This window comes from Klebsiella sp. RHBSTW-00484 (genome assembly GCF_013705725.1).
Taxonomy (GTDB): Bacteria; Pseudomonadota; Gammaproteobacteria; order Enterobacterales; family Enterobacteriaceae; genus Klebsiella.
Genome location: NZ_CP055481.1, coordinates 2,008,457 through 2,023,875, shown reverse-complemented (window position 1 = coordinate 2,023,875; position 15,419 = coordinate 2,008,457). Strand labels below are relative to the sequence as shown.

At 52.6% G+C, this 15,419-nt stretch carries 11 protein-coding genes; 3 read left to right on the top strand and 8 right to left on the bottom strand.

Going from position 1 to position 15,419, the window contains the following annotated elements:
- Positions 1–162: 162 nt before the first annotated feature.
- Entirely contained in the window at positions 163–654 is a 492-nt protein-coding gene (gene eco, locus HV213_RS09685) for a serine protease inhibitor ecotin (RefSeq protein WP_110272336.1), read from the top strand.
- 44 nt (positions 655–698) lie between these two features.
- Here the strand turns inward: eco and mqo are convergent, their stop codons facing one another.
- A complete protein-coding gene (mqo, locus tag HV213_RS09680) occupies positions 699–2,333 on the bottom strand; it encodes a malate dehydrogenase (quinone) (protein WP_181485530.1) in 1,635 nt (544 codons plus the stop codon).
- A gap of 281 nt (positions 2,334–2,614) precedes the next feature.
- Between mqo and HV213_RS09675 the strand changes: the two genes are divergently transcribed.
- Positions 2,615–3,862 carry a SulP family inorganic anion transporter gene (locus HV213_RS09675; protein WP_228288600.1) on the top strand — a complete coding sequence of 416 codons (1,248 nt, stop codon included), beginning with the start codon at positions 2,615–2,617 and terminating at the stop codon, positions 3,860–3,862.
- Here HV213_RS09675 and mgtE read toward each other — a convergent pair.
- The 7 genes from mgtE to HV213_RS09640 form a co-directional block, all read right to left on the bottom strand.
- Positions 3,825–5,261, bottom strand: coding sequence for a magnesium transporter (mgtE, locus tag HV213_RS09670; RefSeq protein WP_110272333.1), 1,437 nt, complete (start codon positions 5,259–5,261; stop codon positions 3,825–3,827). The two genes, HV213_RS09675 and mgtE, sit on opposite strands and share 38 nt — an antisense overlap.
- 165 nt (positions 5,262–5,426) lie before the next feature.
- Entirely contained in the window at positions 5,427–7,070 is a 1,644-nt protein-coding gene (locus tag HV213_RS09665; protein WP_181485529.1) for a multidrug ABC transporter permease/ATP-binding protein, read from the bottom strand.
- Between the two features lie 74 nt (positions 7,071–7,144).
- Entirely contained in the window at positions 7,145–7,795 is a 651-nt protein-coding gene (gene alkB, locus HV213_RS09660; RefSeq protein ID WP_181485528.1) for a DNA oxidative demethylase AlkB, read from the bottom strand.
- Positions 7,795–8,859 carry a bifunctional DNA-binding transcriptional regulator/O6-methylguanine-DNA methyltransferase Ada gene (gene ada / locus HV213_RS09655; RefSeq protein ID WP_181485527.1) on the bottom strand — a complete coding sequence of 355 codons (1,065 nt, stop codon included), beginning with the start codon at positions 8,857–8,859 and terminating at the stop codon, positions 7,795–7,797. The genes alkB and ada overlap by 1 nt, the downstream gene beginning before the upstream one ends.
- A 72-nt stretch (positions 8,860–8,931) precedes the next feature.
- The gene (gene apbE / locus HV213_RS09650; protein ID WP_181485526.1) at positions 8,932–9,984 is read right to left on the bottom strand and encodes an FAD:protein FMN transferase ApbE; all 1,053 of its coding nucleotides are present in this window, start codon (positions 9,982–9,984) and stop codon (positions 8,932–8,934) included.
- Between the two features lie 103 nt (positions 9,985–10,087).
- Positions 10,088–11,209 (bottom strand): porin OmpC, encoded by a 1,122-nt coding sequence (locus HV213_RS09645; protein WP_181485525.1) that lies wholly within the window; start codon positions 11,207–11,209, stop codon positions 10,088–10,090.
- A gap of 295 nt (positions 11,210–11,504) precedes the next feature.
- A protein-coding gene (locus tag HV213_RS09640) for an IS1-like element IS1N family transposase (protein WP_181483804.1) occupies positions 11,505–12,199 on the bottom strand; the annotation gives its coding sequence in 2 pieces (ribosomal slippage) (positions 11,505–11,953 and positions 11,953–12,199; 696 coding nt in all).
- Positions 12,200–12,756: 557 nt separating this feature from the next.
- Here HV213_RS09640 and rcsD point away from each other — a divergent pair.
- Positions 12,757–15,417, top strand: coding sequence for a phosphotransferase RcsD (gene rcsD / locus HV213_RS09635; RefSeq protein ID WP_181485524.1), 2,661 nt, complete (start codon positions 12,757–12,759; stop codon positions 15,415–15,417).
- Positions 15,418–15,419 lie beyond the last annotated feature (2 nt).

Genomic DNA, 15,419 nt, shown 5'->3' with positions numbered 1-15,419 from the left:
ACGCATGGAGTCCAGAGTGCTAAAAATAGTGTGGTACGCCCATGAAACCAAAAGCAGAATTTATAACTAGTAATTATGAAAATTTTGGTAAATAACACTTACCATTCAGCACAGTGATGCTACTCTTATCCTGTTGAGGATTGATAACAAAGGATTACTCACGTGAAAAAAATCACTACGTTCGCCGTTTCCCTGCTGGCCGTTGCCTGCATTTCCACCAGCGCCCTGGCCGCAGAACAGCCGCTAGAAAAAATCGCCCCCTACCCGCAGGCTGAAAAAGGGATGAAGCGTCAGGTGATTCAGCTCCCGCAACAGCAGGATGAATCGGTGTTGAAAGTTGAGCTGATGATTGGCCAAACGCTGGAAGTCGACTGCAATCGTCACCGCCTGGGCGGTCAACTAGAAAGCAAAACCCTTGAAGGCTGGGGCTACGACTACTACGTATTTGATAAAGTGACCTCGCCGGTCTCAACAATGATGGCCTGCCCTGACGGTAAAAAAGAGCAGCAATTTGTGACCGCAGGGCTGGGTGATGCAGGAATGCTGCGCTACAACAGCAAACTGCCTATCGTGGTGTATACCCCGGCTAACATTGAAGTGAAATATCGTATCTGGAGAGCGGACGAGACCATCGGCAATGCCGTTGAACGTTAATGCCTGAGGATAGAATCCGGCGGCCTGAGCCGCCGGACAATGGGTTAAAGCGCAATATCAGCAATAGGTTTACCTTCCGGCAGCGGTTTCAGCTCCGCCTGCGGAACATCATCAGCCACGGTAATCGGCTCATAGTGTAGCTCCAGCACTTCACTGGTCCACGCCAGCGCCTTTTCGATTTCTGCCGCATTACCATCCAGACGCGTACCGTAGCTCGGCACTATCTCTTTCAGCTTCGCCTGCCAGGCTGCTGAATTGACCTTGTCCTTAAACACTTTTTCCATCAGCTGCAGCATAATCGGCGCGGCGGTAGAAGCCCCTGGCGATGCGCCCAGCAGCGCGGCCACGGTCCCTTCATCATCGCTGACCACTTCGGTTCCGAGACGCAGAACGCCGCCTATCTTCTTATCGCGTTTGATAATCTGCACGCGCTGACCTGCCTGCCATAAGCGCCAGTCTTCTTTACGCGCCTCAGGATAGTACTCGCACAGCGCCGCATGGCGATCTTTGTCTTTTTGCAGCACCTGGCTAATCAGGTATTTCACCAGATCGAAGTTATCCAGGCCCACGTTGAGCATCGGCATGATGTTCGAGGTATTAGTAGAGGCCAGCAGATCCCACAGCGAGCCGTTTTTCAGGAAACGCGTTGAGAAGGTGGCAAACGGCCCAAACAACACCACGCGTTTACCGTCGATAATACGGGTGTCAATATGCGGAACCGACATTGGTGGCGCGCCCACCTCTGCCTGACCATAGACTTTCGCCAGGTGATGCTCGACCACTTCCGGGTTCTCGCACACCAGGAACTGCCCGCCGACCGGGAAGCCCGCATACTCTTTGGCCTGCGCAATACCGGTTTCCTGCAACAGGGTCAGGGCTGCACCACCAGCACCGATAAAGATAAATTTGGCTTTGATGACGCGTTTCTGATGACGATTGTTGGCATCCGCCAGCGTCACGGTCCAGCTCTTGTCGGCATTGCGCTTAAAGCGGCGCACCACCGTTCCCAGTTGAAGAGAGAAATTTTCATGAGTTTTCAGCCCGGCAATCAGCTGACGGGTAATTTCACCGTAGTTGACGTCGGTGCCCATTTCCGTGCGGGTGGCGGCCACTTTCTGCTGCGGATCGCGCCCTTCCATCACCAGCGGAGCCCACTGTTTAATTTGTTGATGATCTTCAGAGTAGCGAATGCCGCGGAACAGTTCGCTTTGCTGCAAAGCCGCGTAGCGAGCGCGCAGGAAGTTGACGTTATCCTCTCCCCACACAAAGCTCATGTGCGGCACGCTATTAATAAAGGATTTCGGCTTATTGAGAATGCCGCGCGTCACCTGGTGGGCCCAAAACTGACGAGAAATCTGGAAGGATTCGTTGATATCAACCGCTTTATCGATATTAATTCCGTTAGTAGTTTGCGGCGTATAGTTCAGCTCCATCAGCGCGGCATGTCCGGTACCCGCGTTGTTCCAGCCGTTCGAGCTTTCTTCCGCGACGCTGGACATCTGCTCGACCATGGTAATAGACCAATCTGGTTCCAGTTCCTGGAGCCAGGTTCCCAACGTGGCGCTCATGATGCCGCCGCCGATCAACAATACATCCGTCTCTTGCTCATGGCGGGTGTTGGTCCGAGTGTTATTGGAACCAACCGCCTGTGAGCTGGGTACGGCCATCTTTTTCTTCATCGAATTTGAGCCTTACTTTTACTCGCTTTTGTTATATAGCGCAGGTGAAACGATTCTCGGCTTCAAAGGTAACACTGAAGAAAAAAAATTTAAATATTGTTTAAATTTTAAGTTTAGTTTTGAGATCTGTTATAAAAATGTTTAATAAATGTGTATCACAAATCACATTTTGTACTGGTGTGAAGTCTGTTTCCGCGCTATCATCCCCGGTTTTGTGACAGACCGCACGAAAGTATCGGCTGATACCACATCCGTTTTTTTATAATCTGCGAACTTTTTTTATGCCCCCTGTTTCTGATTCCGCTACCATCGGCAACGCTGGCACATTAAGCCAGATACTGCGTTCGCCCGCGCTACTGACGCGCGAAACCCTGGCAGGCGTGCTGACCGCACTAGCCCTGATCCCCGAGGTTATCTCCTTTTCCGTTATTGCTGGCGTTGACCCAAAGGTTAGCCTGGTCGCTTCTGTGGTGCTGTGTCTGGCGATGTCGATACTGGGCGGTAGACCGGCCATGGTCACTGCCGCTGCCGGTTCAGTCGCGCTGGTCATCGGGCCAATGGTGCACCAACATGGCGTTGGCTATATTCTGCCTGCGGTGATTCTTGCGGGGATGATTCAAATTCTGTTTGGTGTATGCGGTATGGCGCGCCTGATGCGCTTTATTCCGCAGGCGGTGATGACCGGTTTCGTCAATGCGCTAGGGATCCTGATTTTTTTCGCCCAGGTACCGCATTTCTGGAGCAAGCAGCCGCTGATTATCGGCTTGTTTGTTTTAACGCTGTTGATTGTGTTGTGGGCACCGCGCTACATCAAGGCCATCCCCTCGCCGCTGATTGCTATCGTTCTGCTGACTCTGTTTACCGTTTTCAGCGGCCAGTTGCTGCCTACCGTTGGCGATGAGGGCCCGATGGGCGGCGGGTTACCCGGATTGACCAGCCTGATAGTGCCGCTGGACTTAACAACGCTGCAAATTATCTGGCCCTGCGCGCTCAGTATCGCCTTTGTCGGCCTGATGGAGTCGCTGCTGACGGCTAAATTAGTCGATGACCTGACCCATACCCCTTCCAGTAAATCGCGTGAGAGCGCTGGTCTGGGGATTGCCAATATTCTTGCCGGGTTTTATGGCGGCATTGCCGGATGCGCGATGATCGGCCAGACCATTGTTAACGTCGAAATGGGCAAAGCCCGCAGCCGCGTCTCCACGATTGCTGCTGCCCTGGTGCTATTACTGTTAGTGACCGCATTAAGCGAAGTGATGGCAAAAATTCCGATGGCCGTTCTCGCCGGGGTGATGGTGATTGTGGCGGTGAAAACCTTTAGCTGGCACAGTATTCGCCCGACTGAGCTGGCGCATAATCCGTGGCCGGAAACGCTGGTGATGCTGGTGACCGTCGGCGCGACCGTCGGCACCAGCAATCTGGCGATTGGCGTCCTGGCGGGTCTGGTCTCAATGGCCTTGATCCCCCGCCGCCTGCGCAATAAACCGCAGGCTACATCAGAAAAATCGTCGCCAACCCAAGAAAAATAAAGAATCCACCGGTGTCGGTGATAGCGGTAATCATCACGCTGGAGCCGACCGCCGGATCGCGCCCCAGCTTGACCATCACCATCGGGATAATCACGCCCATCATCGCCGCCATCAGCAGGTTCAGCATCATTGCCAGCGTCATCACGCCACCAAGCTGCGGATCGTCGTACAGCCACCAGGTTATGGCGCCCATGATCCCACCCCAGACGATCCCGTTGATCAGCGCAACGCCCATTTCACGCAGAATCAGAAAGGTGAAACTTCCCGGCTGAATGTGCTGCAACGCCATCGCACGGACGATCATGGTGATTGTCTGATTACCGGTGTTGCCGCCGATCCCGGCGACAATCGGCATCAGCGAGGCCAGCGCGACCAATTGCGAAATAGTATGTTCAAAACCATCAATAACGCGGGAGGCGATAAACGCGGTGCACAAATTCACCGCCAGCCAGGCCCAGCGGGTTTTCACCGCTTTGCTCACCGGGGCAAACACGTCATCATCGTTACTCAAGCCACCCATTCGGCGTAAATCGTTGTCGGTCTCTTCGTAGACCACATCGACGATCTCATCGATGGTCAAACGCCCCATTAACTTGCCGTCAGCATCAATAACGGCGGCGCTAAGTAAGTCATCACGTTCAAACGTTCGCGCCACTTTTTCTGCATCTTCATGCGGCTGAAAGGTGACCGGATCGCCTTCCATCACTTCCCCTACCCGCTTCTGCGCATTGTTAAGCAGGATAGTTTGTAATTCCAGTTCGCCCAGCAGCAGCTTATTGCGGGTGGTCACAAACAGCTTATCGGTGTTTTCCGGCATTTTGCCTAGCCGCCGCAGGTAGCGTTGTACCGCCGCAAGCGTCGCTTCCGGGCGAACGGTGATGACCTCGAATTCCATGATCGCGCCGACGGTATTATCGGCGTAGCGCATCATCTGGCGAATACGTGCACGCTTATCCGCAGGCAGCGTCGCCAGCAGGCGTCCGGTCAGATCACGCGGTAAGTGTTGCAGCAGGTAGACCTGTTCATCAATATCGAGATTTTGCAGCGCAAACAGCAGGTCATGGTCGCTCATCTCTTCGATGAGATCGCCCCAGACGCTTTCCGATGCTTCGAGCAGCACCTCGCCACGTTTATCATCGGCCACCAGTCGCCAGAGCGCATTACGTGCGTCGTAAGGCAACGCTTCGAGCGCATCGGCAAGGTCCGGCGGCGGAAGGTGAGAAACCAGCACTTCCACTTCGGCCAGATCGTCGGCCAACGTGCCTTCATCGTAGCGTTCAGCCAGGGTTAATTTCCCCAGCAATGAGGAAGTGACGGCTTTATCGGTGCTCAGCAGCCAAATGAGGCGGGCGCGCTCTTCGTCGCGCAATCTGGCGCTTTTTTTATGCAAAACGGACATCGGTCAGTCAATCCTTGTAACGATATTTGGCCGACCAGCAGGCCGGAAGCCTTAAGCATAGCGCGAGGAGGCGGAAATAATAACCGCTGTGAATTCAGTCGATGGAAAAAACAGCAGTTGGTGGGATTCCCGGAGGTCGGCGAGCGCCTCCGGGATAGATCTCAATCAGGCGGTACGAGCGACCGCATCGCGGGTTGCCAGCACGCGCTCTTCTCCCGTCAGCTCCGATAGCTGGCCGTTGCGCATTTCCAGCAACCTGTCGGCGTGCTGGAAATAGTGGTCATCGTGGCTGATGGCAAAAACGGTTTTTCCCATTTGCTGCATGAGCGGCAGCAACACCTGGTAGAATTCACGACGGAAATGCGGGTCCTGATCCGCCGCCCACTCATCCAGCATGATGATATCTCGCTCTTCCGCCAGCGCCAGCAGCAGCGCTACGCGCTTTTTCTGCCCTTTTGATAGCTTCAGGTCGAGAATTTTACCGTTATCCAGCTCAAGCTTGTGACTCATTTTCAGATAATCCAGCCACTTGTCTACCAACGCTGAATCCGCCGCTTTCCCTTCCGGACCCAGCAGCCTGTCGAACAGCCAGACATCGGTAAATACCGCCGAAAACAGCTTACGGTAATCTTCCGGTTTATCTGCCGCCATCGGCTGACCGTCGAGCAGGATCTGCCCGGAAACTGGCTGATATAAACCGGTCAGCAACATGGCTAACGTCGATTTGCCACTGCCGTTACCGCCAATCAGGAACACTAGCTCACCGCGCTTGAGGGTCATATTAATCGGCCCCACGGCAAAGCTGTTATCAGGATAATGAAACGCGACATCGCGCAATTCCAGAGTCTGCCAGTGGGGATGCGCCTGGGGCTGCGGGAATTCAGCGCGATACGGCGCAAGGGAAAACTTATGCAGCTTATTGAACGCCACCTGAGCGCTGAGCAGCGTTGGCAGCGCGCCAACCGCGGAAAGCAGCGGCGTGCGCAGAAATAACAGCGTCAGAGAGTAGGTTGCCGCCACGGCGGTATCGGCCCAACCGAGGCTATTAGCCATCCAGAAGACCAGGCCAATTGCGCCCAGCATCATAATATTCGACCAGTTCACCGCGCTCAGGTGGAAGGTGTCAGCGCGAACAATATGGTGGCGATATTCACGAGCATCCGGAAGATACAGTTGGTTAAACACATATTCAGCGCGTTCACGATTAAGGGTCAGCTCTTTACGCCCCTCGAGAACCGTCTGGTAATCGTGATACAGCTTGTCTTCGGTTTCACGCAGCGAGGCCATATGTTTATAGACCCGCGACACCAGCATAAAGCCGCCCCAGATGGTTAACGCCATCCACAGCGCAGTGATCAGCATCATTTTTCCCGACAGCCAGGCCAGGTAAGCGGCGGAACCGAAGGTCAGAATAATCCCCTGCACCAGTTCTGGCAGGCGCACAAAAGCAATAGTGATATTGCGAATATCGCTGGTTAAACCGGCCAGCAGCGACGCGCTGCCGATTTTCTCAATCTTTTCGATTTGGGTATCAAGAATACGCTTAATAAATTCGCCGCGCAGACGATAGACGAAGTGGTGCCCAAGCGTGGTCAACGCCAGTTGTGAGCCAAGCGTGACCGCCATCAGCAGCAACAGTAGGCCCAAAAATTCCGGCAACACCGTCAGCGAGGTATCGGCAATGGTCATCAGGCGCAGGTTTATAAAGGCGATGAGCCCGATCCCCAGCGCCGCACTGAGCAGACTTAAAGCAATAACGGAGATAAACGGCCAGCGATATTGACGCCAGACAAGAAGAAGAAGTTCCATAAGACAACCCGGGCAAGCAAAAACAGCCAGCAGTTTAAACTGCTCGCCGATGACAGCAAGAATAATTCTTATTTTTATTCTTTATTGCCTGCCAGACGAAAAGTGAGATTATAGCGGCAGCTACCGGTGTCGGGATGAGTCCCCTCTTTCAGCGGCTGAATACCATGGTAAAACAGCCGTGATTCACCGCCCCAGACCACCACATCGCCGTGCTCCAGCAGCACCCGCCGGAGCGGATCGCTACGCTGTTTGCCGCCAAACTGAAACACTGCCGGGAGCCCCAGTGAGACAGAGACAATAGGAGCGCGCAGATCGTGCTCGTCTTTATCCTGATGCAGCGACAGCTTCGCCCCCGGTTGATAGCGGTTAATAAGACAAGCATCAGGCGCAAATCTCTCATAACCGCACGCAGAAGCGGCCTCTGCGGCCAGCTCGCGGAAAATCCGCGGCATCGGCGGCCAGCGTTTGCCCGTCAGCGGATCCTCGGGAGAGTAAAGATAGCCGTGCTGATTGGTAGTCCAGCCCAGTTCACCGCAGTTGGTCATCGCCACCGACATCGTATAGCCGCCGGGCGTCACCATCTGACGAAAAGGCGAACGGCTGGCAATATCAGTAATAGCCAGCAACAAGGCCGGGGCGCGTTCGCGAGCATAGCGGCGTAAAATTACCGCCCCCGGTGCCAGCGGCTCTTGCCAGGGCGGCGTATCGGCAAAAAGATCGAGCATCAGTTCTCCTCAGTTTGCGCTTCGCGCGCTAGCAGTAATGCTTTACGCGCGATTCCCCAACGATAGCCGGAGAGAGCCCCGCCCTCGCGAACCACCCGATGGCACGGGATAACCATTGCCAGCTTGTTGGCGGCACAGGCGCTTGCCACCGCCCTGACCGCGCGGGGACGGTCAATACTTTGCGCAACCTGGCGATAGCTACGGGTTTCTCCCCCCGGGATCTGGCGCAGAGCCTGCCAGACCTGAAGCTGGAAAGCGGTGCCGCGAAGATCTAGCGGCAAAGAGATTAGCTGGCGATGGTCGTTAAGATGCGCAAATACTTGAGCGACTCGCTGATGAAAAACGTCATCGCCAGGCTGCAGACGTGCATTGGGAAATATTTTGCCTAATTCCTCATGTAGCGACGCATCGTCATCACCCGGCAGCACGGCGCATATACCCCGTTCACTTTCAGCCACCAGACAGCGTCCCAGCGGGCCATCGTCACATACCCAGGTAATATCGGTATCATCGCCGCCGCGGCGAAACTGGCTGGCGGTCATTCCCAGCGCGGCATCAGCCTGCTGATAGTAGCTACTGGTATCCGGAAAACCGGCGGCCAAAGCAGCATCCGTCACCGTCCTCCCCTGACCCAACGCCTCGCGTAAACGGCGCGCGCGCCAGGCCTGTTGCCAGGCTTTGGGCGTCATTCCGGTAACGGATTTAAAGAGACGGTGAAAATGAAAGGGGCTAACCGCAAGTTCACGGGACAGCGCGTCGAGGGTTATCGGCGTTTCTTGCTCCAGCAGACGACAGGCGGCGGCCACTTTTTCCACTTTCTGCTGCTGTGGATCGGTTTTATCCGGCTGGCAGCGTTTACACGGGCGAAACCCTGCGGCCAGCGCGGCTTCAACGTTGGCATAAAAACGCACATTCTCCCGCAGCGCCCGCCGTGAACGGCAGGACGGACGACAGCAAATGCCGGTGGTCAGCACGGCAAAAACGAACTGGCCATCGGCACGAACGTCGCGCTCGCATACAGCCTGCCAGCGACGCTCATCGGTATTGATCATCATCGGTTTCATAACGGACTCCTGCAGTAAGTGTATCTTCAGTCTGGGCCGAAGTCCGTTAGCAAAAACCCGAAATCTTGCGGTTTAATTTTTCTCGCCGACGAGGAACGCGCGGAACTGCGGCGACATCCAGGTTTTAAACCCTTCACCTTCTTTGACAATCATATACACTGCCAGTCCCTGTTCACGCACCACGTCCTGCGCCCTCTTCGGCCCTAACACCATCAGTCCGGTATCCCAGCCGTCGGCTTCCAGCGCCGTTGGGGCGATAACCGTCACCGAAACTAGCTTATGATCGATGGGTCGCCCGGTTTGTGGATCGATAACGTGCGAGATGCGCTTACCGTCCAGCTCATAGTAGTTGCGATAGCTGCCGGAGGTGCTGATACCATGACCGTTAATATCAACGATCGCCTGAACGGCGTTTTCGCGGTCGGTCGGCTTCTGGATCGCCACCCGCCACGGCTGCCCTTCGGCATTCATTCCACGACTCACCAGCGCGCCACCTACGGAAACCAGGTAACGCGAGATCCCTTCTTGTTCCATCAGGCGCGCTAAGTGATCGGCTGCGTATCCTTCACCTACGGTGGAGAGATCAACAAACAGATCCGGAATATCTTTTTGCAAAAACTGCTTGTCGGCCTGGTTAATGACCGTCAGGTGCTGTAACCCACTGCGCGCTTTTGCCGCGGCAATTTGCTGCGCATCCGGCGTTTTTACCGGCTGTTTATCCGGGCCAAAGCCCCATAAATTGACCAATGGCCCGACGGTAATATCCATCGCGCCATGGGTTTTAGCTCCAATGCGCAGCGATAGGGTGACGATATCCGCCATCGCCTCGCTGACCGGCCAGGGGGTAGTGCTCGGTGAATGGTTAAAACGCATCAGCGCCGAATCGTTTTTCCATGTTGAGAGCAGACGATCGTCGGCATCCAGCTGAGCCTGCACCTTCTGGCGCAGCTCCTGGGCCTTTGCTTCATCAACATTGATCACGCTGACTCGCCAGAACGTGCCCATGGTTTTACCATCCAGCACGGTCGCAGCAGATTTTGGTGACTCTGGAGTGGTGGCTGAGTCACAGCCCGAGAGTAGTACGCAAATCCCGAACAGGGCGGTGCGGAAAAAAGTGATATCCATAAAAATTGGCTTCCTCTTGCTAAGGCCCAAAGAGTACACCAGCAAGAGTAAACGGGGCATAAAAAAAGGCGCCATCGGCGCCTTTTTCAAAACTTCAGCGTGCTTAGAACTGGTAAACCAGGCCCAGAGCAACGATGTCGTCGGTAGAAACACCGGCACGACGGGTGAATTCGTTGTCATCCAGCAGGTTGATTTTGTAATCAACGTAGGTGGACATGTTTTTGTTGAAGTAGTAGGTCGCGCCTACATCAACATATTTCAGCAGATCCTGATCGCCGAAACCTTCGATGTCCTTACCTTTAGACTGCAGGTAAGCAACGGACGGACGCAGACCGAAGTCGAACTGGTACTGTGCAACCACTTCAAAGTTCTGCGCTTTGTTAGCAAAACCGCTGATGGAATCAGATGCACCGCTACCGCTGAAACGGGTGGCATTGTAAGTCTGGGTATACTGAGTCGCCAGGTAGATGTTGTTAGCATCATATTTCAGGCCACCGGTATAGGTTTCAGCATTATCGCCACGACCTTTAGCCAACTGGCTGTTCTGATCGCCATTACGTTTGGAGTTGGAGTACGCGAAACCTGCGCTGATGCCTTCCCAGATATCATAAGTTACAGAAGCACCGTAACCGTCGCCGTTCTGTTTCAGAGCACCACGGCCGTTGTTGGTCGGAGAAGTACCTTCACCGCTCACGCTGCCGTTTTTACCCTGGTACTGCAGAGCAAAGTTCAGGCCGTCAACCAGACCGAAGAAGTCAGAGTTACGGTAGGTTGCAACGCCGTTAGCACGAGACTGCAGGAAGTTGTCAGAACCGTAGGTGTCGCCGCCGAATTCCGGCAGAACGTCAGTCCAGGAAGTCACGTCGTAGACAACGCCGTAGTTACGACCATAGTCGAAAGAACCCGCGTCGCCGAATTTCAGACCTGCAAATGCCAGACGAGTCCATGCCTGATCGCTGGAGCTTTCAGTGTTGTTCGCCTGAACGTTGTATTCCCACTGGCCGTAACCGGTCAGCTGGTCGTTGATCTGAGTTTCGCCTTTGATGCCCAGACGCATGTAGGTCTGGTCGCCATCGGAAGATTTGTCGTCAGAGAAATAGTGCAGACCGTCGATTTTACCGTACAGGTCTAATTTGTTGCCATCTTTGTTATAGACTTCAGCCGCATTTGCTGCGCCCGCTACCAGCAGAGCCGGTACCAGGAGGGACAGTACTTTAACTTTCATGTTATTAACCCTCTGTTTGTTATATGCCTTTTATTATTGCCACTGCTTACTGATTACCCTTCTAATCAGTCGGCTATTTCATTGTGCTGCAAAATACAGAATAATCCAACAAGAATATGATACTAAAACTTCTAAAATGTTTCCAAATGCGCACAAGATGTTTCAATTTGTAAATTGAAGGGAACTTTTTTTATCTCCATACATACCATGTAAATAAGCACTAATAATCAAAAAATTAAAATTATCAATCAATATCAGCACGTTACGAAGTTACATTTCTAGGTGATGCTTCCAATTAGTAGAACATGTGTTTTTCAATAAACGTCCCGATGACTTTTTCGTGGATCTCTACTGAACGCGAGAAGCAGATTGTTTTACGAGCCAAGCGCTTAATGCGGGTGCGCAGCGTCAGGTTATTGCGCTCAATCCGTTGGGTGAATATTTTTCCGGTCAGATGCTTATCCTTCGGCACCTCCCGGCCATAGCTGCCCCAGTCGTCGCTGGTGATCATGCCGATGTTGAATGGCGTAAGCAGTGTCAGTAGTTCCCGGCAGGTTTCATCGGTACGGGGACCAAAAGTGTAGGCCAGTACACCCCCTGTTTTGGTGTTATACGCGTACCAGAGCCAGTGTTGCCGGGCTTTACTGCCAACGAAACTCCATTGCTCATCAAGTTCGCAGATAAGCGCCACATCAGCATGAGCAACGGGCGAAGACGTTATTCGCTTTGGCGTGAGTTTTTTAAAGTCCGGATGACGGTGTTAATGCCAATTTTCAGTGTTCTGGCGGTATCGCGAACCCCGGCGCCATTGAAGGCCATTTCAGTGATCAGCTCTTTAATGCCCGGCTTACGGGCCTCATAAGTGTAAGTGAGCTGAAAAACGCGGTGGCAGTCACGGCAGCGAAATCTGTCATGGCCTTTAGGGTTCTGACCATGGCGGTAGACCTGTGCAGACTGACAACGAGGACAATGAATGTTAACGCTGGCCATGAAAGAACCTCAAAAGCCCGCATTATACATCAGATTCAACTAATTAGAGGCATCACCCATTTCTATAGCACTGAATGGTAAAACAAAAATCTCAACTGAGACTAAAATTAATCCCGCTATCATCATTAACTTTATTTATTACCGTCATTCAGTTCTGAATGTCTGTTTACCCCTATTTCTACCGGATGCCTCGCATCCGGTTTTTTTTACCCTTCTTTACACATCTTTAATTATTCCCATCCTGGCACAACAAAAAATAACGGTTATTAATCAAACAACTTACGCGCAGAATTAAGGTTATTCGCACAATTTCTTGTTAATTAGTGCTATTTAATTTGAAAAATCGGTAAGTAATTGTACAAAAACAATCGCACTGTTCATGTTTGTCTGCCGCCGCGGATCTAAGATGAATCTCAAGGCAAATAAAACAATGTATGATATTCAGTTGTATGGATTTACGGCATTAGCCTTTATACTGGCTATAGCATCCGTCCTGCTCCCAGTTACCCGGGCGCAACATTCCGTTTACAAACACTGATGAGTCATACTCTCACACGATGACCCCGAAAAAATTTTCCCTGATCCCCGGCAACATTACCCGTTTCTTCATTTTAATGGTCATCGTCCTGCTGGCGACGATGGGGGTCATGATTCAAAGCGCCGTCAACGCATGGCTGAAAGACAAAAGTTATCAGGTCGTCGATGTCAGCTATGACTTGCATAAGCGTATTGATACCTGGCGCTACGCCACCTGGCAAATATATGACAACATCGCGGCAACTTCGCCCGGCGCAACGGGAGAGAGCGGTTTACAAGAAACGCGTTTGAAGCAGGATGTTTACTACCTGGAGAAACCCAGGCGTAAAACAGAAGCGCTGATTTTTGGCTCTCATGACAGCTCAACGCTGGAAATGACGCAAAAAATCTCCAGTTATCTCGATATTCTGTGGGGCGCGGAGACCATTCCCTGGTCGATGTATTACCTTAACGGACTCGATAACAGCCTTATTTTAGTTTCAACGCTGCCGTTAAAAGATCTCTCCTCCAGCTTTAAAGAGTCAACCATCAGCAGCGTCGTGGAGTCCCGACGGGCCGAAATGTTGCTCCAGGCAAATACATTAGATGAACGCGAAACATTTTCGTCATTGCGTCATCTCGCATGGCAGAACGGCTACTACTTTACTTTACGCACCACTTTTAACCAGCCGGGCCACCTGGCGACCGTTGTGGCTTTCGATCTCCCCATTAACGATCTCATTCCTCCCAGCATGTCGCTGGAGAGCTTCCGTCTTGAACCCGATCCGTCGCAAAGCATCAGCAACAATCCGGACAAAGAAGCCACCGATATCGTCAGCATCAACTTTAATGGCCCACGGATTGAAATTACCACCACCATTAACACCACCGGTATGCGGCTGGTTTGGATGGTGCCCTTCAGCGAGCTGATTCTGGAATCCTTACAGAATATTTTGCTGCCGCTGCTGTTGAATATCGGCCTGCTGGCGCTGACGCTGTTCGGTTTCACGACTTTTCGTCACTATAGCGGACGTAAAAACGAGGTCGGTACAGCGGTCTCTTCGGCTGCCAATAGCGAATTACGCACCCAGCGCGCAATCCACGAAGAGATAGTCTCGCTGCTACCGTTAGGGCTATTGGTTCATGACCAGGAGGCTAATCGTACGATAATCAGCAATCCTATCGCCGATCATCTGCTGCCGCATTTGAACCTGCAGAACATTATCAACATGGCCGACCAACACCAGGGCGTCATTCAGGCCACGGTGAATAATGAATTGTATGAAATCCGCCAGTTCCGCAGTCAGGTCTCACCGCGTACGCAAATATTCATCATTCGCGATCAGGATCGTGAAGTTCTGGTCACCAGGAAACTCAAACAGGCTCAACGTCTGTACGAGAAAAACCAGCAAGGCCGCGCTGCCTTTATGCAGCATATCGGCGCTGCGCTAAAACAACCTGCGCAAACGCTGGCAGAAGAAGCGGCGGAGCTCGGTATTGCTGAAAGCCATAAGCTGGCCCAGCATGCAGATGAACTGGTACATCTGGTGGATGAGATTCAACTGGCAAACCTCCTTGAGAGCGATAGCTGGAAAAGCGCCCAGGGCCTGTTCTCCATTCAGGAACTCATTGATGAAGTGGTACCTGAAGTCTTACCGATCATCAAACGCAAAGGGCTGCAGCTACTGATTAACAATGCGCTACCGGCAAATGAGCAACGTTACGGCGATCGTGATGCGTTGCGCCGCACGCTTTTACTGTTAATTCAGTACTCGGTTACCACTACACAGATTGGCAAAATCACTCTGGAAGTGAGTAAAGATGAGTCGGCAGACGATCGCCTGACCTTCCGTATTCTTGATACCGGTAATGGGGTTTCCGGTGACGAAATCGATAATATGCACTTCCCGTTCCTCAACGAGACGCAATCAGACCTCTATGGTAAAGCTAACGCCCTTACCTTCTGGCTCTGCGATCGCCTGACCCGCAAGCTCGGTGGTCAGTTGAATATCAAGGCCCGCGAGTCGCTGGGTACCCGCTATTCCCTGCATCTTAAAATGGCGGCCAGTGAAGAAGAGAGTGATTCAGGGGAACATCTACTGGATGATGTTGTGGTATTGCTTGATGTTACCTCTAATGAGGTGCGCCGTATCGTTACGCGCCAGCTCGAAAGCTGGGGCGCGACCTGCATCTCGCCGGATGATAGACTAACAAGTCAACAATATGATCTCTTTTTAACGGATAATCCGTCTAATCTTACTGCTTCAGGCTTGCTTTTAAGCGATGATGAAGTCGGGATTCATAAGATTAGTCCAGGTCAGCTCCGCGTCAATTTTAATATCAGCACGGCGATGCAGGAAGCTATTCTACAGCTGATAGAGCAGCAACTGGCTGATGAAGAGGGGCAGCCCTCTCCCCCTGAAAGCGTGAGTAACGCCGAACTGCATGCCAGCGGCTATTACGCGTTGTTTGCCGACACGGTACCAGATGATGTTAAGAGGCTGTATAATGAACTGGCAACGAGCGATTTAGCCGCGCTGGCGCAAACCGCTCACCGCCTCAAAGGGGCGTTTGCTATGCTTAATCTGGTACCCGGCAAGCAATTATGTGAAACGCTTGAGCATCTGATTCGTGAAAAAGATACTCAAGGCATAGAAAAATATATCAGCGACATTGACGTCTACGTCAAGAGCTTGCTGTAGCA

Bases quoted from the DNA above. Each gene is read 5' to 3' on its own strand.
- mqo (WP_181485530.1), bottom strand. From the start codon at position 2,333: ATGAAGAAAAAGATGGCCGTACCCAGCTCACAGGCGGTTGGTTCCAAT.
- HV213_RS09675 (WP_228288600.1), top strand. From the start codon at position 2,615: ATGCCCCCTGTTTCTGATTCCGCTACCATCGGCAACGCTGGCACATTA.
- mgtE (WP_110272333.1), bottom strand. From the start codon at position 5,261: ATGTCCGTTTTGCATAAAAAAAGCGCCAGATTGCGCGACGAAGAGCGC.
- HV213_RS09665 (WP_181485529.1), bottom strand. From the start codon at position 7,070: ATGGAACTTCTTCTTCTTGTCTGGCGTCAATATCGCTGGCCGTTTATC.
- alkB (WP_181485528.1), bottom strand. From the start codon at position 7,795: ATGCTCGATCTTTTTGCCGATACGCCGCCCTGGCAAGAGCCGCTGGCA.
- ada (WP_181485527.1), bottom strand. From the start codon at position 8,859: ATGAAACCGATGATGATCAATACCGATGAGCGTCGCTGGCAGGCTGTA.
- apbE (WP_181485526.1), bottom strand. From the start codon at position 9,984: ATGGATATCACTTTTTTCCGCACCGCCCTGTTCGGGATTTGCGTACTA.
- HV213_RS09645 (WP_181485525.1), bottom strand. From the start codon at position 11,209: ATGAAAGTTAAAGTACTGTCCCTCCTGGTACCGGCTCTGCTGGTAGCG.
- rcsD (WP_181485524.1), top strand. From the start codon at position 12,757: ATGACCCCGAAAAAATTTTCCCTGATCCCCGGCAACATTACCCGTTTC.